The sequence below is a fragment of the Sulfurirhabdus autotrophica genome (assembly GCF_004346685.1).
Taxonomy (GTDB): domain Bacteria; phylum Pseudomonadota; class Gammaproteobacteria; order Burkholderiales; family SMCO01; genus Sulfurirhabdus; species Sulfurirhabdus autotrophica.
In genome coordinates, this window is the sequence record NZ_SMCO01000002.1 from 148,814 (window position 1) to 169,876 (window position 21,063).

A 21,063-nucleotide genomic window follows, 5' to 3' on the forward strand; every position below is an offset into this window, starting at 1 on the left:
TCTACCCCAAACTTAATCCTTGAAACCGATTTTACGGTTAATCCCGCATCCCGGGAAAAAGGTTATTCTAACCCGAAAAAACCACAATCATGGGTTTGAACGGAATTTATAAATAGCACCCGCCCTAAGCACCCTGCTTAAGTCGTTCAACCTCCTGAAACAACTCAGCAACCAGCACTTCCAATCGGTCCAGTCTCTCTCGATCAGATCCAGAAAATGCTTCCTCCTGGCGATTGGTGAAATCAACAACTTCTTGTACAACTTCCCCGCTAAAAAGATGTGCATAGCGCGATTCCCGTTTTCCTGGTTCACGGGGTAACTTAACCACAAACGGCCCGTCATTGCGTTCCGTTAAATGGTTCAGGGTGTTTTCAACTTCCTGCATATCATTAAACTGACACAAACGATTAGTGTGGGTGCGCAATTCTCCAGGTGTTTGAGGACCACGAAGCAGTAAAACACAAATAATACCCAACTCCTGTGGGGTAAATTTCAGCGTACCAAACTCTGTATTGCAAAATCGATGCTGAAATTTGGCAACACGACTGCCAAAACCCGTCTGCGCATTCACCATATGTTTTTTAACCAGCTCATCCACTGTTTGCAAAACCGTTGCCTCATCCAGTTCCAGAACCGGATCGCGGCTGCTTTTCTGATTGCATGCATTGGTCAGCGCGTTAAGGGAGAGCGGATATTGCTCAGGCGTGGTTATTTCCTTTTCAATCAGCGCGCCAATAATGCGTGTTTCATATAAAGTCAGTTCAATGTTCACTATGCCATTCCTTCAATCTGTTTCAGAAACCATTAACTGATTAATGCAAGGTACGCGACTGGCCACAACATTGTTTGTACTTTTTACCACTTCCGCAAGGACAGGTATCATTGCGGCCCACTTTAGGGGTATCTCGCTTGACCGGGCTATGCTTGCGCTGAGCCAGCCAATAGTTGTAAATTTTAAATACGCTATCCGGCAGCACTGCCATACATTCCAGCACCAGTTTTTCGTATTCATCAGGTGGCATAAACTCCTCTCCCCTGTTTTCTGCATCCTCCTTGAACGCACCAGATAAAAGCAAAATGGGAAATGTCAGTTTTTTTAACGGCTCGTTACCCGGCGTCATCCATTCCTGTTTAGAAAGTGACCAACCTAAAATATAACCATCACACCAGGATTGATAGCTGTCTCGTTCATCTCCCTGACTTTCAGCTTTCAGCATAAGGTTCAAATGCTGTCCGTCATCCATGAACTGGGATACCACATGATTGTAAAACCCCATCAACAGCCCCATAAACTCATTAATCTGGGCTTCTGATTCAATAGTTGGCTTGGTTCCAAGCACTTCTGCTATCCAGCGACTGGCTGGAATAACATCTGGCGAACTGACAACAGCACATAGCAAGCCTTGTAATTTATCCAAAGGCATCGCTTTACCCTTGAAGACCGGGGATACCAGCCATGTTTCCAATTGTTTTATTTGTTCTTCTGTCATAGGGCCTGTTGCCTGCATGTGTGAATTCATCGTACGGTATTGAAGAGCGAAAACACCATATTACCTCAGCCAGCCAGTTCCATAAATTCTCTTTACCCAAACAGGTGCATTGAGCTGGTTTTCACCAAGCCTTGTTTAGAAATTAAATCAGCAATCCGTTTATTCATTTTTAACCAGGCACACCATGTTATCCTTCACACATAAAAACTCATTACTTCAACCATTAAAACGTGCGATAACGCTCTAGTTCATATGCGATTTACTTTGCGGCTGCTTTTATTTTTCCTGCTTATCCTGCCTTTTGCGTGCGTATTGCTCATTTGGCTTGCACTCTCTTCGAAACCAGCCGTACCTGAATCAGCCAATTTGTCCCACCTGGACATTGCCCGTGCGGAAGCTATCCTGAGACAAAATAATCCCCGCTATTTAGTGCCGGGAACCCTGCACAGCATAACGATCAATCAACAAGATCTCAGCCTGGCAGCCAACTACCTGTTACACAGAACGGGTCATGGTGGCGCACGTATCGATATAACAGAAAATGCCATGCAGGTAGAAAGCAGCATCAAGTTACCGGCCATCCCCATTCCCACTTACCTGAATGTATGGCTAGCTGTAGAAGAATCAGAAGGGCAACCTGAAATTACCAAACTGAAACTGGGCTCTCTCACCGTTCCCACATTTATGGCGAATTTAATTGTTCATGAATTGTTAACCAGCACCAAACAAACAAGAGAATACCAACTAGCTCACAGTGTTATTCAGCAGTTTAATCTTCAACCCGATAGATTAAACATGACATACCAGTGGCGACCAGATCAGCTGGGGGAACTCAGCCGGCACTTTATATCTGGCGCCGACTCCACTATCCTGCTTGCCTATCATGCACATTTAATGGCGCTCCAATCAACCGGTACGGCAATGTCCGGCTCCGCCGCCAACATGATGAAACCCATGTTTAAATTTGCTCAAGCACGCAGCATCATGGGTGACCCCATCGCTGAAAACCGTGCACTACTGCTGGTACTTGGCGCATGGGCAAGCGGCCATGGCATGTCTACTCTGGTCCCTACAGAAATTCGCCATCCCTGGCGTTTCTCACTCACGCTTGAGCAGCGCATTGATTTTGCCCAGCACTTCCTCACCTCTGCCGCAATTGCTGCAGGCGCAGACATTTCCCTGTCGAATGCAGTCGGCGTGTATAAGGAAGTGTCAGATTCAAAGGGAGGGAGCGGATTCAGCTTTACAGACATAGCAGCAGACCGTGCAGGTACCCGTTTCGGTGAACTGGCCACTGCCTCGCCTGAAAATGCCAGGCGTGTTCAAAAACTGTTATCCGAAGGCGTACAGGAAAAAGTCATCATCCCTAGAGTCGGCGATTTACCAGAAAGCATGCCTGAAAACGTTTTCAAACAGCGCTTTGGCGATGTAGGATCGGCCATTTATCTATCGCAAATGGCCGTTATAGAAAAGCGTATTGCCGACTGTAAATTATACAAAGGGAACTGATTAGAAATAAAAATCAGCTGACCGATCACCAAGCGTTCATTTTGGTTTCTTCGAAGGGAGCGAATGAACAAAATCAAGACACTTCAATACCCATTCCGATAAATCCGAGTCCTCCTCATATCCTGAAGATTCAACGTATACATACCCCTTCATCGGTTTACCAGTAAAATCCATCTCGCGTACGTACGGCCTGGATAGTGCCAGCTCGTAATACTCCGGGCCCACTCTTGCCATAAGAACATCCCCCACAATTCCGACAAACATATATCCACGAGACATGAAGGCTAACCCGCCAAACATCTTCCTCTCGGTAATGTTCTGCTGCGACGGGAGAAGTTCTCTCAATCTTTGGGCAAGCCCTTCATCGTAAGACATGAAATATTCTCCTAACGAGGATTAGAAAACCACTTAATGTGCCATAAGTTAAGACTTGGTTTTGAATTATCCGCTAATGAAATCAACCTTGATAAAAATTTTACAATTGAAAAAAACTGGCAAGCTTATTGGAAAATCCATTAAGTTTGCCAGTTCAAAACATCTACACCGCTTTAACGCTACGGTCAGTTAACCGGACCATATCGTTCATCACCCCATCTAACCCACCATAAACGTTAAGTGTGCTGATCCGGCCTGAGATTTTTTCCAGTATTTCCAGTTCTTTTAAGCGTATCAAAACAGGGTTCCCTTCCATCACCTTCGCGGTGTTATGCAATGATCGCGTTGCCTGCGTTTCCTCCTGCCGTTTGATCAGGTTTGCTTCTGCCACTTTTTGCGCTTCCACAACCTGAGTCAGAATAGCTTTCATTTCGCCAGGCAAAACAATATCGCGTGCACCAACCGTCTTAACTTCAATACCATAAGACAATGCTTTTTCAACAACAATCGCCTGCACCTGCTGGTTTAGTGAATTTTTATCTACCAGCAATTCATCCAGTGTTTGTGTGCTGACTATCGTACGCAAAGCCAGTTGCAGCTCTCGATACAAATAGTCTTTGGCATCAGCCAGTTCTGATTTAACCAGACGGGCATCTTTAATCTGCCAGGTTGATGACAGGTTTACGCGTAAACTGACGCGGTCTTTGGTCAAAATTTCTTGCCCGTTAACCTCCATGTTTTGCAAACGACCATCCAGCATTGTTACCGCAATTTTGCGGTTAAATTTCCACCAGACATAGGTACCTGCAACCAATGTGCCAACATTTTCGCCATCCACCTCCAGAAACCCGACATGCCGCTCAGGTATGCTAGCACTGGTCACTGCTGCTGACGTAGCCAGTTTCAGCAACTCGTCCTTGGCATTGGTGAGTAACGCAGCCAGCTTTTTGGATACTGAAAAATCTTCTCTGATATCGATCTTCTCAATACGTATAGCATGCTGGGTCTTCCAGTAAGCACCTTGCTGAGCAGGCGCTTTAATATCTTTCAGCACATTATTCTGATAGACCAAACCCACTTCCTGCTCACCGGTTTGCCATGTTTGCAAGTGCGTAGCAAATGCCTCTGCATGAAGCTCGGCCAGATAAATCACTTCTTTGCTCACGCCCGCCTGCAAGGTGGTGAGAATATCGGTGACCTGCACCTGATACCGGTTCTGCCAGTCCCACACATAATGTACGCCAGGCACCAAAACCCTGACGAACTGTTTATCTTTGAATAGCAAGCCTCGCTGAGACTCTGCAATGATGATTTTCTTGTACTCCAACATGAATAATTTCATGGCACTTCTCCTGATTAACAATCGTTGGCAGTGTCTCCACTCAAGTACTGGCTTGCATCATTGTGACGTGCAGGCAAACTGCTTGTTGCCAATTGCGCGCACGCTAACCCTGATACAAGGCAGTACCTGAGCTGGCGTTGGAATTCCTGAATCAGGCGTTAAATGTTACTGCTTCACGCTCACTTCATTCCTCCCGCCGCCTGGAGGCTTACCTGTGCCCTTGCGGGCTATTTTTTACAGCTACCGTGACAGGGTAGTTTCACTAGCCGGAGTCGAACCGGCGACAACTGAATGACTATTTCAGCGCTCTACCAAGCTGAGCTATAGCGATGGAGCCGCCAGATGGATTCGAACCAACGACACCCGATTTGCATCGGTGCTCTACCAGACTGAGCTATGGCGGCAATTTTCAGTACTTGCTTGTTATCGATACGCAGTTCGCCATTGACGGCTGCGTCAGACAGATTTTTGAATCTGCTCCGCTGATAACAGGCCCACACTAAAATTTTTTATCACCCCTTTACACAAACTACTTGCTTTAAGGTGTGAACAATTTCGACTAAATCCGCCTGTGCAGCCATCACCTGTTCGATGGGTTTGTAAGCAGAGGGGGTTTCATCTATAACATCTTTGTCTTTACGACATTCCACGCCTTCCGTCGCTTTAATATGTTCAGCCAACGTAACTTGGCGTTTGGCTTCAGTTCTTGACATCACGCGCCCCGCACCGTGGCTGCAACTACAGAAACTTTCCTCATTCCCAAGTCCGCGTACGATGAAAGATCGCGCCCCCATGCTGCCCGGAATAATTCCCATCTCGCCCTTGCGCGCGCTTACGGCCCCCTTACGCGTTACCCAGACATTTTCACCATAATGACTTTCACGACTGATGTAGTTATGGTGGCAATTCACCGCTTCAACATCAGCTTCAAATTTCACATTCATGACTTCGCGCATGGCGCTTAATGTGTTCAACATCATCACCTCCCGATTTGCGCGAGCGAAATCCTGTGCCCATGCAACTGCTTCGATATAGTGGCGAAAATTCTCACTCCCTTCGGGTATGTAAGCCAAATCTTTATCCGGCAAGTGAATGAACCATCGCTCCATATCCTTTTTGGCTTGCTCAATAAAGTACGTACCAATACGGTTACCTACTCCGCGTGAACCACTATGCAACATCACCCACACTGCATCTGCTTCATCCAGACAAATTTCTACAAAGTGATTCCCTGTACCCAACGTCCCTAAATGATTCAAGTTGTTCGTGTTCTTCAAAAAAGGATGCTTTTCACACAAATGCTCAAACCCGGCATGTAAGGGCGCCCATGCTTGCAACACTTCTTCTGGCGCTTTACCCCAGCTACCTGTATCACGTACACCACGATGTTGAATCGAGCGTCCATGCGGTACTCGCTTCTCAATTTCCGCACGCATTGCACTTAACGAATCTGGCAACTGTGCAGCAGTAAGTGATGTTTTTGCCGCCATCATGCCGCACCCAAGGTCCACACCTACGGCCGCCGGAATTACTGCGCCAATTGTCGGTATCACGCTACCAATTGTCGCGCCCTTACCAACGTGCACATCTGGCATGGCAGCGATCCATTTATGAATAAATGGCATCTGGGCAATGTTGCGCAGCTGCTGCTTGGCGTTATCGTCAAATTGCACACCTCTTGTCCATGATTTAACTGGATGTTGGCCTTCGGCACTTAAAACTTCGTATGGTGTATTCATATTTATTCCTTTCAACTTATTGTTATTCACAGTTATCAGATAGCAATTGCTGTGCCAGAAATAATTAATTTCAGCATAATATTTTTATCCAATTGTAAATAAACAAATAATTCACACTATTAAACAAATAATAAATTGGCGCGATAAATTTAATATACAATAAATCTATCTTACAAGATAAGTTGCTATCTAAATGAATACAACGATAATCGGCATTTTGGGTTCCAGGCTAGATCATGGCGGCCTTGGCAGAAACAGAACGAAACGGTGGCGTCCAAATGTTTCGCTGCTCATGCATGCAGAACTGCCCGTTAATGAGTTTGTGTTGATCCATCACCCGGAAGAGGCTGCACTTGCCGAGATCACCATGCGCGACATGCGCGAAATATCTCCGCAAACAAGTGTCATCCCTTATCTGGTTAATTACAGTGATCCATGGGATTTTGAGGAGGTATACAGTCAGCTATTGGATTTCACACGCAGCTATTCATTTGACCCTGAACAAAGTGATTATTATGTCCATATCACTACGGGAACACATGTAGCCCAAATCTGTTTGTATTTATTGACTGAGGCAAGATACATACCCGGCAAACTGCTGCAAACTTCCCCAGGCGAAGAAGGGCCAAAGGGGCAATACCAGATCATTGATCTTGATCTTTCGCGATACGATCAGATTGCATCACGTTTTGAGCGTGAGGCCATGGATGGCATCACCTATCTGAAAAGCGGAATAGAAACACACAACACAGCATTCAATGCATTAATTTCACAACTGGAACATGTATCTATCCGATCCTCCGCGCCCATCCTGCTTACCGGACCAACCGGAGCAGGCAAGTCACGCCTTGCAAAACGCATTTATGATCTGAAGAAACAGCGTGGGCAAATAAAGGGTAAATTGGTTGAGGTTAACTGTGCCACTTTGCGGGGCGACAATGCAATGTCTGCCCTTTTTGGCCATGTAAAAGGCGCATTCACCGGTGCGCTTAACACCCGCGCCGGGTTGTTACGGGAAGCAGACAACGGCTTGCTGTTTCTGGATGAAATTGGCGAACTCGGCCTAGACGAGCAGGCAATGCTGCTCAGGGCAATTGAAGACAAGATTTTTATGCCATTTGGCGCAGATATTGAAGTAAGCAGTAATTTTCAGTTAATCGCAGGAACCAACAGAGATTTATTCGAGCAAGTTCGTCTGGGACTTTTTCGCGAAGATCTATTGGCACGTATTAACCTGTGGACTTATGAGCTACCTTCCCTAAGAAACAGAATAGAAGATCTGGAACCAAACATAGAACACGAGTTGCACCAATTCACCATTAAAGCCGGACACAAAGTGAATTTTAATAAAGGTGCGCGTGAAAACTATCTGGAATTTGCTCGCTCACCGCAAGCAATGTGGCGGGCAAATTTCCGCGATCTCAATTCCAGCATTACCCGCATGGCCACTTTGGCAACCGGAGGCAGGATTACGGAAGAAATTGTAGAAGGTGAGATTTTGCGCCTACAAAAAGGGTGGTCCGGATTTTCAGATAAGCAACCATTCTCAACTGAAATACTCAGTGAAATTTTACCATCAGAAACATTAACCGAAATTGATTTGTTTGATCAAATTCAACTGACGCAAGTCATCAATATATGCAGAGAAAGCCGGAGTCTTGCAGAAGCAGGTCGTAAATTATTTAATCGCAGCCGCACACAAAAATCCAGCATCAATGACTCACATCGGTTAAAGCAATACTTAATACGTTTTGGCCTGGAGTTCCAAGGAGTAATCACCAGGCAATCCTAAGCTTCACTCCCAGCTTTTATCATATAAAACCGCACAACCTTTTCCTGATTTCTTTGCACGATACATAGCCATATCGGCTTTATTCAATGCCTCAACCGCATCCAGTCGTTCCGATCCTAACAGGCATATTCCGATGCTGGCACCAACGTGCAGTACATGGCCGTTAAAATCAAAAGGCCTATTTGCCAGATTAATCAACTTTTCAGCGATTCGTAACGATTTATCCTTTGCTTGCGGCTCATCAACATCCAAATGATCAACCATAACAACAAACTCATCCCCCCCCATTCGCCCTGCAACGTCTTCTGTTCGAATGGAAGACCTAAAGCGTGTAGCTATTTCAACCAGCACCGCATCGCCCGCATCATGACCAAAATCATCGTTTACACGCTTAAAGCCATCCAAATCAATTACCAGCAAAGCCCCAAAAATCTTATGTCTAACGCTGCTCGCTAACACTCTTTCCAGATGTTTTAAAACATGACGTCTATTTGCCAGTTGCGTCAACGCATCGGTAAATGCCAAGTGACTGATTTGACCTAGAGCATCATCACGCGCATTCACAAAAGGCTTAATCACCCATAAGTAAACAGCTGGCGTAGACAAAGTTGCCAACAGCATTACGTCCAGCACTGCTTCTGCAATTGCATTCATTTCAAAGGGAACAATGCGCAAAACAAGCATAATCAGGAATTCTGCAGATGCAATAATGGCTGCTATCCTGATAATCACTTGTTTTGTTGATAATAGTTCAATGATCATAGTAGAATTTATTATAAAAACTCAAAATTGAATTGACCGTTATGCAATAAGAATATACTACGCGTCAATCTGAAACAAATATCCTTAAAAGTATTACGCTCCTCAAAATTCGGGAAATTTCAACTAATACATTTTAAGCCTGATCAGCGTGTAACTCGTTGTGCATAGATTGGCTACTTAGACATTCTTGTTATATTCTAAAAAAATACGATAGTATAGGAATTTGGCTTTCAAATCTGCTATAAGCACCACAAAAGTGCCCGAAAAACCAATATTGAACTTGACATGGCAGCTTACAAAATTTCAACGTTTAAAAAACCATACGTTTTTCAACGAGGTTTCACCTATATCGGGCTGATGATTGCTGTGGCTATCATGGGTATCAGCCTAGCTGCTGTGGGCCAGATGTGGCACAACATTCAAACTCGTGAAAAAGAAAAACAGCTACTCTATATTGGCGATCAATACCGGAAAGCCATTGCACATTATTATCAGGAGAGTCCAGGCGCCGCAAAAAAATATCCGACTTCACTGGACGAACTGGTCAAGGATTCACGCTACGTCACTACAAAACGCTATATCCGGAAAAAATATAAAGACCCGATAACCGGCAATGAAGAATGGGGAGTGATTCCTGGTACAAATGGTGGCATTATGGGCGTTTACAGCCTCTCTACAGACGAGCCACTTAAAACGGGTGACTTTCGCCCTGCAGACAGCCTGTTTGAAAATAAAAAGAAATATTCTGAGTGGGCCTTCTTTGCGCCACGCACCAGCCCCGCCACCACGCAAACACAAACATTAGCTACTGGAACAGCACCCAATCAAAATCCAGCAATCCCGCAAACCATTCCTCAACCACCATCTTCCATTATTCAGCCTCAAAACTAGTAAGTTCGAGTATTTAGCCCATAGATAGAGCTGAAGGCTTATTTGTTTGCATATGCCCACACCAGCAAATAGCTTTAAAGTGCCCATTTGAAACCCTGGCTGACAACTAACTAGTACCAAGTTGCGTAGGGTAGACATCCATTCGTTCACTCTGAATCTTGGCCGTGCCAAATATCGTCATCTACATGGGTCACTTGGGAGATAAAGGTCTAAGTTAAGTAGCTGATCGTAAAAACGTTTACTAAAGATATTGGCAATTATGTCGATACTTTAATTTTATTGGGACAATTCGTGAATGTAAATTACCAATTCCAATAGGTACATTAATCAGCACAAGTGCGTAATTATTTAACAACTTGTTATCAGTTCGCTGATTTTGATCGCCTGAATTATGTCTTTGATTCAGGCTTTCCAGATAAATGTTTCGCTTAAAATAATCATTGGACTACTGGTGTAAAACATTGCGTACATATTCGATTCAAACCCATCTCCTGCTGCTAGTCTTGGGAGTTTCCGTTCCGCGCGTATCAGCCGTCGGACTTGTCATTTATTCCTCAGCGACCCCAACGATGCAGCCATTGCCAGAACCATCGTGGCACTGGCACAGAACTTGGGGTTAAGCGTCATTGCGGAAGGTGTTGAAACAGACGCGCAATGCGCATTTCTGGCGAGTGCAGGTTGTTATGCATATCAAGGGTATTTTTTTAGTCGCCCCCTGGCTTTAAATGCATTCGAAGCTTTTGTGCTGCAACCTTGAAACCTTCTGGATATTGTGTCAGTACAGTGTCTGCGAGTTCCTGACTATCATTGATCACAAACCAATTGCATGTTGTGCAAGTTGAGCAAACCTTTATGAAAGAGTCAACGCGTGCTTAGGGTTGGTAACACCCATTCTTTCCCCCTGTTACCAAGTTAAATGGGCTGCGGGGATACCGGCGCATAAAACGATCACCTGCAGTAACATTTGAATCACTGTTTGAACAAGATGGCGGATTATGTTAATGACCTGACTTAGATAAATCTGCTTGCTTGTCAAAGAATATTGCACTAGCATTTCGTGTTATGAAAGCCAAGCCAACAATTATTTCCTTTTCACTTATTCTGTTACTCATATCGAGTCCAGCATGGGCTGATATATATAGTTTCACAGCAGCAGATGGTACAGTCCATTTAAGCAATGTTCCGTCAGACGGTCGTTATACGCTGTACATGCGCACCCCATCAGAAAATCCAACTGTTTCCGTTAACAAACCGGGACGTGTTAACACTGCATCCGCAGAAAATCGTCAGCGTTATAGCCATTTCGTCAAACAGGCTGCGCAGACTTACAACATTGAACCCGCTTTGCTGGAAGCAGTCATTGCCACTGAGTCGGGTTTTAATTCCAATGCTGTTTCTCCCAAAGGAGCGGTAGGCCTGATGCAGATCATGCCTGATACAGCAAAGCGTTATGGTGTTTCCAATCTCTATGACCCTATGCAGAATATTTCAGGGGGCGCACAATATCTCAGCGACCTGATGCAACTATTCAACAATGATTTGAAACTGGTACTGGCTGCATATAATGCAGGTGAAAACGCCGTCATCCGGCATGGAAATCGTATTCCGCCATATAATGAAACTATCAGGTATGTACCTAAGGTCATGGGCGCATATACAAAATATCAGCAGATGTGATTCACCCCCTAACCAGATTTCACCAACCTTGCGCTTTTTAACACTCACTGAGTGATTGTGCGCCCCTTGCTCCGTTTTTCGCAACTTATCCCTAGTTGTGCATTTTCACACACGAATCATTCCGCATCTTTTACAAGTGTTTGAAATCACGCTTGTCCAGACCGTATTCCTGCATTTTCCTATAGAACGTTTTGTTATCGACTTCGCAGTGTTGTGCACAATGCGCCACATTACCCTTAAATCGACGGAGACATTCAGACAGATAGGCTTTTTCAAATTCCGCAATGATGCTTTGCCTGCCTTCTTTAAAGGGTAAATTCAACGGCAAGTTGATACCCTGATGAGTGTGCTCAGGGGGTTGAATTTGAGTAGCAGTCAGTTCCACAGAATTAATCACCTCCCCCACTGTGAGTGCTGATGCACGCTCCATTACATTGGCCAATTCACGTACATTGCCCTGCCAGTGATAAGCCAGCATCGCGTTAAGTGCATCGTGGCTGATTCCCGTAAGGTGCCTTCCGGTTTTATCGCAAAAAACTTTAATAAAGTGCTCTACAAGCAAAGGTACGTCTTCCATGCGTTCACGTAATGGCGGTAATTGCATGCGGACAACATTCAAACGATAATATAAATCAGACCGGAATGTGCCGTCTGCGACTGCCTGCTCCAAATTTCTGTTGGTTGTTGCAAGTATTCTCACATCAACAGGGATGGTTTCATTTCCACCTACTCGCTGAATCTCTTTTTCCTGCAATACGCGCAATAATTTCACTTGCATCACATGAGAAATTTCGCCAATTTCATCCAGGAGCAACGTCCCTCCCGTTGCATACTCAAATTTCCCTCTTCTGGCTTGTATTGCACCGGAAAAGGCACCCCGCTCGTGCCCAAACAGTTCGCTTTCCAGCAGCGTTTCAGTCAGCGCTCCGCAATTAATTCGGACAAAGCGTTGATCGCGCCTGTTACTGTGAAAATGAATTGCACTGGCAACCAGTTCTTTACCCGTGCCGGTTTCTCCCGTAATGAGAACGGTTGTATCCAGATCAGCCAGGTTACGTACCATCTCGAAAATTTCCAGCATCTTGGGGCTTTTACTGATAATGCGTTCAAAACGATAAGGGTCTCCTACACGTTCACGCAATGTGCGTACTTCTTCAACCAGATCCTGCCGCTCAAGCACCCGTCGTACTACGAGCATCAATTCTTCGGGCGAAAACGGCTTCTGAATATAATCTATAGCCCCTGCTTTCATTGCATTAACGGCGGAATCTACAGAACCATGCGCTGTTACTATGACCACTGGCAAATCAGGACGCCCTCCATGGATTTGCTGCATCAACTCTACGCCAGACATGCCAGGCATGAGCTGATCGGTCAACACTAACCGAATACCCCCTTGCTGTACTCGTTGCAATGCAATTGCGCCAGAAGATGCTGTTGCCACACTGTATCCATTCGCTTCCAGCACCGATCGAACCAGTTCGCGGTGGGATTCCTGATCATCCACCACCAATATCATCAAATCACTCATTTCGGTTTTTTCTCCGGCTTATCGGCAGAATAAAGATAACTGAAGTACCCACACCAACCTGGCTTTTTAACTGAACTTCTCCACCATGTGCTTCCACAATTCGCGATGCCATTGCCATTCCCAGACCGGTACCTTTTTGCTTGGTTGTAAAAAACGGACGCAGAACACTTTGAATATCTTCTGAGGCAATGCCTTCACCCGTATCCTGAATTTCAACTGTTATGAAACCTTCTTTCGGTCCTACTGCTGTACTCACACTAAGTTTTCCGCCATTTACCATGGCTTCAACCGCATTTTTCAACACATTATTAAGTGCTTGTTCGAGCTTGAATACATCTGCGTAAACCTGGGGTAAATCCGGTGCAAAATTATGTTCGACGGTGATTTTTTCTGATATTTCTTTGTAAATGGGTTCTAACAAACTGGCTAGGCTAGCGTTGAGGTTGAGCGGTGCAAAATGCAGTTTCAAGGTTCGGCTGTAATCCAGCAGGTCCGTTACCATTCTGTCCATTTCATTAATTGCAACTAACATATCCTGATGTGCTTTATACACACCCCCTTCAATAGTCTGAGGGTGCAAAATCGCCGCATTCATTAAAATACGACCAAGATAATTGCGAATCTGATGGGTTATCCACGAAGCTACCTGACCGATGGATGCCATTTTTTCAGATTGAATCAGTTCATTTCTCAAAGCTTTAGACAGCGTCACATCACGCCCAATACATATTGCGCCAATCAACATGCCGGCATTGTCACGCAAAGGAGAAAGGGTCACTTCAACATCAATAATCTTACCATTTTTGCAGGTCAGGCGAGTTTCGGCATTTTGTACTGGCTGTCCTTGATATACCACGCCATAGAGCCTGTCCAGCTCAGCACAATCCTGATAAATCATGGATGAAGGTTTGCCTATCACCTCTGCCCTGGAAAATCCCAAAGTGCGTTCTGATGCGGTATTAAACTCCACCATACGGCCATCAAGTCCCGTGGTCGCCATCATGTCAGCAGAGTTATCCAGGATATTTGCCAGATAATCCCGCGTTTCTTTAAACTTGCAACGCTGTTCCTCAATTTTATTTAATTGCGACTGCAACTCATCCGCCATATGGTTAAAACTTTGAGCAAGTAAACCTATTTCATCCTTATGCAGAATGGGCGCTCTTGCATTCAGATCACCGCCCTGTAAACGTGACATCCAGGACATCAGTGATTGAATTGGCGATACTACAGTACGACGAAAAATCCCTTCAATCAGTAACAACAATACAACCAGCGAAATAACAATTAAACTTGCCGTAATGACGGCAATACGCTGTATTTCGATTTCCAGATTTCTGGAAAGCTCTTGAGCGCGGTGCGTAATACGAGTACGAGAAAGTGCAATTTCAACCACACCCAAATTAACACCTTCATATTCTATTGGACGTCGCACCACTAATAACCCTGGATCATTACGCGCTTTAGTAAGCACGCTTAAAAAATCACTCTGCTTGATTGATTTACCAAATTGCTGGAAATAAGGTTCTTTCAATTTTAGAAAATGCGTCAAGGGTACGCCAGCAGGATTAAATATCACCACATATAAAATATCTGAATCTGACGACAATTCTTCAACATAACCCTCAAGCAATAAGTAATCGTATGAAAGGATACCCTGAGGCGCTATTCTCGCTAAAAATCCGGAAGAAGCATTTCCCTTATCAAAAAGAAATTGCGTCAGGGCTTGCGTATCTTGAGCCAGCCGTTTTTCCATACTCTGGCGTTGATTGATAAACAAAGCTACGCCAAGCATGGTCATGAACGTTGCGACAAATAATGCTTGCGTCAAAAAAAAACGCGTTTGAATACCACGTGGGCGAGCCAGCCACTGCTTAATTTCCAGCATCTGCGGTTTCCAGCAAACTTTTTAACATTGCGTATTCTGCGTCGTTGGCCACTTCAAATCTGTCTGCATTCAACTTTTTTAGAATGGAAACGCCTTCCATATGCCGATGCAATTGAAGCAACACTTTCATGATGTTATTGACTAGCTGTGGGTCCATATCTCGGCGGACTGCCAGTGGCAATTGTGGTATGGGTTTACTTTCGATCAACACCCGTAATTGTGTTTTGTCTACTCGCTGAACAATTTCCGGATGAGAAAACACAGACGATCCCACACCAGCAGCTTGAGCTTCGCTGTTGTAAACCGCAAATAGCGCGTTAGGCGGGTTTTTGGTAAAGATCATGCGATATTGATCCTGCGGTAATCCTGCTGCTTGAAGGACACTTTTAGCCAAAACATAGCTGACCATGGCATTCCGATCACCAAATGCGATGGTTTTACCACGTAAATCGGCTATATTTTTTATTCCTCCATCATTTCTGACAACGATTGCCGCAGAGATGGTACATTCAGGGCTTTCACAAAGTTTGGCTATGGCAATGTACCCGGCAGCTTGATGTGCTTGTACATATTGCAGTTGATTCAAGTAAACAATATCAAATTCACCAGCACGAACGCGCGCCATAAATGAATTAAAATCCTTGTCAGTTTCAACACGCACTTCACGACCCAATGACTGGCTAAGAACATGGGCAAGTGGCGAAAAATTCCGCACCATGATTTGTGCATTCCAGCGTGGAAAAACACCAAATGTCAGAGGGGGTTTATTCGGATCTGAAACAGCCAATACTTGAAAAGGGAATGCTATTGCAATGAAAAATACAACAAAAATGGCGAGTTTCCACCATTTAAAAGCATGATAAAATTTCGACTCGTCCATATTTTGCATGGGAACAAAAACATCCCCGCACAAGCATGCACTGTCCTGCCATTGGCATTTCGAAATGCAATACATTTGTTTCCGTTCAATATGAGTGTGATGATGTCCAATCCCCGGTACGGCTTAATGATGTTTTTTATTTATAATCCGGTAGATGGCTATTTTTTATATATACAAAATAGTACTCCGCAGCCGAAACTTAGGCAAGCGTCATGTAATAACTCATTCAAACGAAATCAAAAATTACCTTTTAAATTGACTGCTAACTTATTAAAAACAAAAAACCCCTTTTTTATCTGATTCAATTTTTCTTCGCAACATATTGATGTCATATACCAATACATACTTTTCTGATGTACTGCTGAATGATTTTCACAAGGTTTATTAAGGCACCTCATGATCAATCATGATTCTTAACGATTCCGAACCGACTTTAACAGGCTTGCTATATCCTTCCAGATCCCCGCTTTGCGGTGCCGCAGATCCGGATTTTGATAAGCGAGCGACTACCTGCACTTGCTCAAAACTGGAAAGCTTCATTTTGGACGTCATCGCCATATCATCTGTTAATTGAAATTTCAAGGGAAGTGCTCCCCCTGTTTTACTAAGAATAGCCAAAGGCATTCTTGAACCGTTGGCAGCGCGGGCAAACACAAATAACTTGGCATCCGTAACTAACTTAGCCTTCAACGCTGGCGCAATCTCCACTACGCCGCTCACTTTCCCCACCACGCCTGCTTGCTGAGTTGATACGTTGGATGGTTGATCCGGGACCAGCCCCTTCATTTCCGATTGCAGTTGCATTGCTGCTGCCTTGTCACCTGTTCGCGCTTTCGCATCCAGAATACTTAGCGTTATTTCTTTGTTGGATTCTTTACCCGGTGGTAGCAATGCGTACAGCTTTTCCCAATATTTAACAGCATTTTTATAATCACGCCGGTTGTACGATGCTGTGCCTGCAAGGTACAGCGCTTTTTCATTTTCGGGGTGAATTTTCAAAGCTTGTTGCACCAGTGCTTCTGGTTTTCCTTCCAGACTGCGGCCTTGAGCCATTGCCAACGCATCCGCATAATCTGCCAATAATGTTGCATCGTTATTAACCAGTTTTGTGGCACGTTCAAAAGCCTTCACTGCTTCGGGATATTGCTTGAGCATCACATAAGAACGACTTAGCATTACCCAGCTCTCGGTATCATCCGGCACTCGGTTTAACCTGTCTTTCAGGCGTTCAACAAAACCAATGACCGAAGCTTGCATCTGATCTGCTGCCGGGCGTTCTGTTTGTTCAGCAGCCATAACGGGGGCTTGCACTGTTCTTTGCTTATCTATTGACTGTGGAGATCCAAGCTTCACATAAAGCGCAATTGCTATCCCGGGTAACAGCAACAAGAACGTAATGGCTACAGCATAATTAAAATGCGATTTCGCAACTATTGATTTTTGCGATACCGAAACATCTTCCATCATGCGCTGCTCAAGTTCACTTTTTGCTTCGTCATAATGCTCCATACTGAGTGTCCTATTGGCTAAATCGTGCTCTAGCTCATTCATTTGTTCCCGATAAAGCGACACGTTCAACTGCTTCTGCTCAACGCCGCTTAACGGTTTTTTAGATAACAAGGGTGGTATTAGAAATGCAAGAACAGACACCATCATCAACCCGGATATTATCCAAAAAATCACCATAATTGCATTCCGGATACAATATAAAAAAACGAACTCTCAACAAGTGTGCTTTCTTAATGCCAAGTGCAATTAGTACCGGGAAAATCCCAAATAAACACGCACTAATTTCAAATTAAAAAACATCTGCTACCTCCCTTATTTCGGATGTTCTCCCGAACAATACGAATATAAGGAAGCGAGCAAATTACATGTTTTTAAACAATATCATCCAATACTATAATTTTAATTTTGCGATGAGTATTATGGGCAAAGTGCCGCCTTGTAACTGGTAATAATACTCTTCTGCAAAGCAATCATATCCGCCCACGGTCCATACTTATGCTTGTCTGGTGAGTACACGGCAGGGGAGTTAAGGTCTGGTGGTGCGCAATAGTTAGTTGCATAGTTAGCTCTTGGATAATAATTCGGATAGCCTGCATCAACCGATTTATTCATCCAGTCAGGCACACCATCGGGTCCTTTTAAATTACCCCAGTCAACCAATCTATTTTTCCATAATGGCCTTGGCTGGGATATCACATAGGCCATCACATCCCAAGAGTCTTCCTGACTGAGCAATGATGTGGTATCGGGTGGCACAGCAGTCGCCATTGAAGCATCGGCATGACCAAAAGGCATGTTGCCATAAATGAAACCTACTGCAGTCCGCAACCGGTAAATTCCGGCTCCATCATTAAAGCTGTTTGGACCAAATATTGCTGGATAAACATGTCGGTTGGCATCTGCATCCCAAACACCCTCTCCATCAGCCTGGTGGCAAGCTTCACATTTATTTTTATAAATAGCCGCCCCACGAACCGGGTCGGCAGCACGTGTCATATCTGGTACTGACAGCGTACCTGTTCCTTTAACGTCTTGGTACTTGGCCACCTTCATGCCAGTCGCCAGCCAAGCCCAGTAAGCTTTAATCGATTGCATTTCATAACTGGTTTCGGGTAATGGCACGCCATTCATGGACCGTTGCATGCAATCGTTAACACGGACTTCCTGTGTTCGATAATCATGGCTGCGCGATGAATAAGGTCCCGGGTTTGCATATTTAAGCGCCACCACCGACCAGGGAATGGCCAATGCAGAAGTGCCCGCCTCTAAATGGCAGCTGGAGCAAGACAGTCGGTTACCCGAGATCGGCGGCATGTAATTACTGCCACCGCCTAACTGGTTATAGGTATCAGTAAGAACCAGCCTCCCTTTGCGGATCATGTCTCCAGTGGGATCACCGACTGGAGGAATGGTAGATTCAGCCGGTTTAACCCATGTACCCTGAAATCCATCTGCACCTGCAGCAAATGCAGTACCCGTGTTAAGTAGCAGTAATATTATTGATATCGACAAATTTTTCATCATGACTAAATTCCTCTGTGTCAATGTGGTCCATTCAGTATTCAAAAGCTGGCAAATATAAACTTTGCCAGCCAATACCTTTGATCTACCTTAAGGATGAATTCCATGTGGTAGAGGTCATTACATAGGGTTCTGCCATACCTGTATTTAACCAGGCATCCAGCATATTCTTGCCTTCATCACGCAGGAATGAGCTGGTGCGATCATTTGCAAGATGCAGGAACTGAATATACTCCCAGCTGGTAGGCTGATACATGAGGCTGATCACAGCAGTAGCAGCGCCATTTGGGGGGCTCAGCGGAACTGTGTCCATGTATATATATGTCCCGCCCGGGCCAGGGTTATTGAACTGAGTTGCTGGTACAGGCAAGGCGTTACGTTTCTTCGCCTCGTCATACTTGAAGCCGTAAGGCGGAATGCGATTATCTTTCACCACGGTATTATTCAAGATAAAATGGAATGTTTCATGGGTACTACCTGCTTTCATTTTAGCCAGATCTCCCAATGTAAAATCCACTGCCCCAGTCACACGATCAAAACTAAGCGGCCTGGTTGCAGGCTGACCAAGCAACAACAACTGTTTGGCCCATTCCTGAGTCATGGCACCATTTGCCTCATAGATGCGGGTATTGGTACCTTTTAAATCCAGCAATGTTCGGATAGTCTTTGTTTGACCATCAATGGTTACCTGCATATCGCCATACTTACCGTCTTCACGGATCAATACACCCGATGAGTTATACCATTTGAAATTCAGCCACATTCTGCGACCTTCCGGATAGCCGGAGATCAGCTTGTGCCCGGTCAGGTTTGTCACAACCAGAGTTGACTTCGCAGCTTTCATGGCAGCAGCAGAGTTGAGCGTAGCTTTCGCACGCGTAATCCCTTCATTCATCGAAGTTATTTGCTCGGGTGTCAAACCACTGCCCAAACGTAATTTGCTGGGCACTTGCGAATCCAGCCACTGAATAGCCTGAGGCATCCAGTAATTGCCCCCGGTTAAATCATGCAACGGCAAGTCATAGCGCGTTTTAGGTTCATTATGAACAGTTGTGCTCGCTTGACCTACAGTAGGTGGAAGGTGGCAGGTCTGACAGGTAAAGGTACGAACTGTACCGTCTTCGTAATTACCTCCTTTACCTGCAAACTGCGCTTGATCGTAAACTTTTTTCACTACACCCTGACGTAAATTCAGCGGTAATTTGCCATAGTCCGTCACCTTGTATGTGGGCCAGGCACTTGCCTTGTATTCACTGTAGGTGCGTTCTACAACGCCATATTTATAGGGTGGATTATTGAATGCTGCCTTGGTTTCAACCTTGGAACCCAATATGCCACTGTAAGTCCCGGCAGCGAGTGGAACCTGCGCGCCATTGTTGTGAGCCAGATCACCTGTCACTGGATTGGATACATCGTGACAAGTTCCACAAAAGTCTGGTGAGCGATGGAATTTTGATTGCAATGAAGGATGTTTGGTAACGGCATCGGCGTAAGGACCCAATTTGCTCACCTTAGGCCACATCACATACTGCCCGGAGCCATAATGACCTTCCGTGCCAGTTTTCGCAATGAAAGGAGAATTTTGCACACCCTGATATTCAGATTTATCCGGATTTGTCATTCGGTGACAGGTATCACATTCAATACCATTTTTATCCCGCTCCAGCATAGCTGATCCATCTGTGGGTACTGAACGCCCGGCTGTCCAGCCTCCGGATGTATGGCATCGGAGACAGACATCGCCAGAACCATTAAAATCCTGCTCAGCGACAGCCATGGTCGCCCAGAACACCGGATCGCGAGCAGCATGAGACATCATGCTGCCTTGCCAATTATGCTGAGGCTCAACGGCCTTGTTATAATTGCCATGACAAAAACTGCACTGTTCAGCCTTATCAAATTCACCAATTTCATGGGGCTGAGTTCCCGGCATTTGCGCTTCATTAGGAACAACCGATGCCGCATGTGTTGTACCCGCCATGATGAAAAGCAAAAATAAAACTGCCGATAGCATTTTCATTTCTTCAATCTCCTCTATCCTTCCAGCTAAAATTTTCCTGTTGCTTATTTTCAAGTGTTTATTACTTTGAATAATGCATGCAGGCTGACAAATACAATTTTTCAAACACACAACAAAACGAAGTCAAACTGAGTAAG

Annotated in this window: 17 protein-coding genes and 2 tRNA genes; 5 read left to right on the forward strand and 14 right to left on the reverse strand. The window is 44.9% G+C overall.

Going from position 1 to position 21,063, the window contains the following annotated elements:
* Positions 1-124 precede the first annotated feature (124 nt).
* Positions 125-772, reverse strand: a complete 648-nt coding sequence (locus tag EDC63_RS04910; protein ID WP_124947074.1) for a YceH family protein — start codon at positions 770-772, stop codon at positions 125-127.
* A gap of 40 nt (positions 773-812) precedes the next feature.
* Positions 813-1,520: a YecA/YgfB family protein gene (locus EDC63_RS04920; protein ID WP_124947073.1), complete on the reverse strand. Its 708-nt coding sequence runs from the start codon at positions 1,518-1,520 to the stop codon at positions 813-815.
* 222 nt (positions 1,521-1,742) lie between these two features.
* Between EDC63_RS04920 and EDC63_RS04925 the strand changes: the two genes are divergently transcribed.
* A complete protein-coding gene (locus EDC63_RS04925) occupies positions 1,743-2,999 on the forward strand; it encodes a hypothetical protein (protein WP_165922910.1) in 1,257 nt (418 codons plus the stop codon).
* A gap of 36 nt (positions 3,000-3,035) precedes the next feature.
* On the opposite strand, the gene EDC63_RS04930 is transcribed toward EDC63_RS04925, so the two are convergent.
* The 5 genes from EDC63_RS04930 to EDC63_RS04950 all read right to left on the reverse strand — a co-directional run bounded on the left by EDC63_RS04930 (position 3,036) and on the right by EDC63_RS04950 (position 6,455).
* Positions 3,036-3,374, reverse strand: a complete 339-nt coding sequence (locus EDC63_RS04930) for a TfoX/Sxy family protein (RefSeq protein WP_124947071.1) — start codon at positions 3,372-3,374, stop codon at positions 3,036-3,038.
* 163 nt (positions 3,375-3,537) lie between these two features.
* Positions 3,538-4,716, reverse strand: coding sequence for a slipin family protein (locus EDC63_RS04935; protein WP_124947070.1), 1,179 nt, complete (start codon positions 4,714-4,716; stop codon positions 3,538-3,540).
* 260 nt (positions 4,717-4,976) lie between these two features.
* Positions 4,977-5,047, reverse strand: a tRNA-Thr gene (locus EDC63_RS04940).
* Positions 5,047-5,120 (reverse strand) — tRNA-OTHER (locus tag EDC63_RS04945). The genes EDC63_RS04940 and EDC63_RS04945 overlap by 1 nt, the downstream gene beginning before the upstream one ends.
* Positions 5,121-5,228: 108 nt before the next feature.
* Positions 5,229-6,455, reverse strand: a complete 1,227-nt coding sequence (locus EDC63_RS04950) for an RtcB family protein (protein WP_124947069.1) — start codon at positions 6,453-6,455, stop codon at positions 5,229-5,231.
* Between the two features lie 193 nt (positions 6,456-6,648).
* On the opposite strand from EDC63_RS04950, the gene rtcR reads away from it, so the two are divergent.
* Positions 6,649-8,247 carry an RNA repair transcriptional activator RtcR gene (gene rtcR, locus EDC63_RS04955; protein ID WP_124947068.1) on the forward strand — a complete coding sequence of 533 codons (1,599 nt, stop codon included), beginning with the start codon at positions 6,649-6,651 and terminating at the stop codon, positions 8,245-8,247.
* A gap of 3 nt (positions 8,248-8,250) precedes the next feature.
* On the opposite strand, the gene EDC63_RS04960 is transcribed toward rtcR, so the two are convergent.
* Positions 8,251-9,009, reverse strand: a complete 759-nt coding sequence (locus tag EDC63_RS04960) for a GGDEF domain-containing protein (RefSeq protein ID WP_124947067.1) — start codon at positions 9,007-9,009, stop codon at positions 8,251-8,253.
* A gap of 285 nt (positions 9,010-9,294) precedes the next feature.
* On the opposite strand from EDC63_RS04960, the gene EDC63_RS04965 reads away from it, so the two are divergent.
* The 3 genes from EDC63_RS04965 to EDC63_RS04975 all read left to right on the forward strand — a co-directional run bounded on the left by EDC63_RS04965 (position 9,295) and on the right by EDC63_RS04975 (position 11,577).
* Positions 9,295-9,900, forward strand: coding sequence for a type II secretion system protein (locus EDC63_RS04965; protein ID WP_124947066.1), 606 nt, complete (start codon positions 9,295-9,297; stop codon positions 9,898-9,900).
* A 526-nt stretch (positions 9,901-10,426) separates the two neighbouring features.
* A complete protein-coding gene (locus tag EDC63_RS04970) occupies positions 10,427-10,657 on the forward strand; it encodes an EAL domain-containing protein (protein WP_399166280.1) in 231 nt (76 codons plus the stop codon).
* A gap of 272 nt (positions 10,658-10,929) precedes the next feature.
* Entirely contained in the window at positions 10,930-11,577 is a 648-nt protein-coding gene (locus EDC63_RS04975) for a lytic transglycosylase domain-containing protein (protein ID WP_223272272.1), read from the forward strand.
* A 130-nt stretch (positions 11,578-11,707) separates the two neighbouring features.
* Here EDC63_RS04975 and EDC63_RS04980 read toward each other — a convergent pair whose 3' ends face one another.
* From EDC63_RS04980 to EDC63_RS05005, 6 genes are all read right to left on the reverse strand, one after another.
* Positions 11,708-13,108, reverse strand: a complete 1,401-nt coding sequence (locus EDC63_RS04980; RefSeq protein WP_124947065.1) for a sigma-54-dependent transcriptional regulator — start codon at positions 13,106-13,108, stop codon at positions 11,708-11,710.
* Entirely contained in the window at positions 13,101-14,996 is a 1,896-nt protein-coding gene (locus EDC63_RS04985; protein WP_124947064.1) for a sensor histidine kinase, read from the reverse strand. The genes EDC63_RS04980 and EDC63_RS04985 overlap by 8 nt, the downstream gene beginning before the upstream one ends.
* Positions 14,983-15,876: a phosphate/phosphite/phosphonate ABC transporter substrate-binding protein gene (locus EDC63_RS04990; protein ID WP_165922911.1), complete on the reverse strand. Its 894-nt coding sequence runs from the start codon at positions 15,874-15,876 to the stop codon at positions 14,983-14,985. The genes EDC63_RS04985 and EDC63_RS04990 overlap by 14 nt, the downstream gene beginning before the upstream one ends.
* 384 nt (positions 15,877-16,260) lie before the next feature.
* Positions 16,261-17,562, reverse strand: coding sequence for a c-type cytochrome biogenesis protein CcmI (gene ccmI / locus EDC63_RS04995; protein WP_124947062.1), 1,302 nt, complete (start codon positions 17,560-17,562; stop codon positions 16,261-16,263).
* A 240-nt stretch (positions 17,563-17,802) separates the two neighbouring features.
* A complete protein-coding gene (locus tag EDC63_RS05000) occupies positions 17,803-18,909 on the reverse strand; it encodes a c-type cytochrome (protein WP_124947061.1) in 1,107 nt (368 codons plus the stop codon).
* A gap of 82 nt (positions 18,910-18,991) precedes the next feature.
* Complete coding sequence (locus EDC63_RS05005; RefSeq protein ID WP_124947060.1) at positions 18,992-20,926, reverse strand: hypothetical protein; 1,935 nt, start codon at positions 20,924-20,926, stop codon at positions 18,992-18,994.
* Positions 20,927-21,063 lie beyond the last annotated feature (137 nt).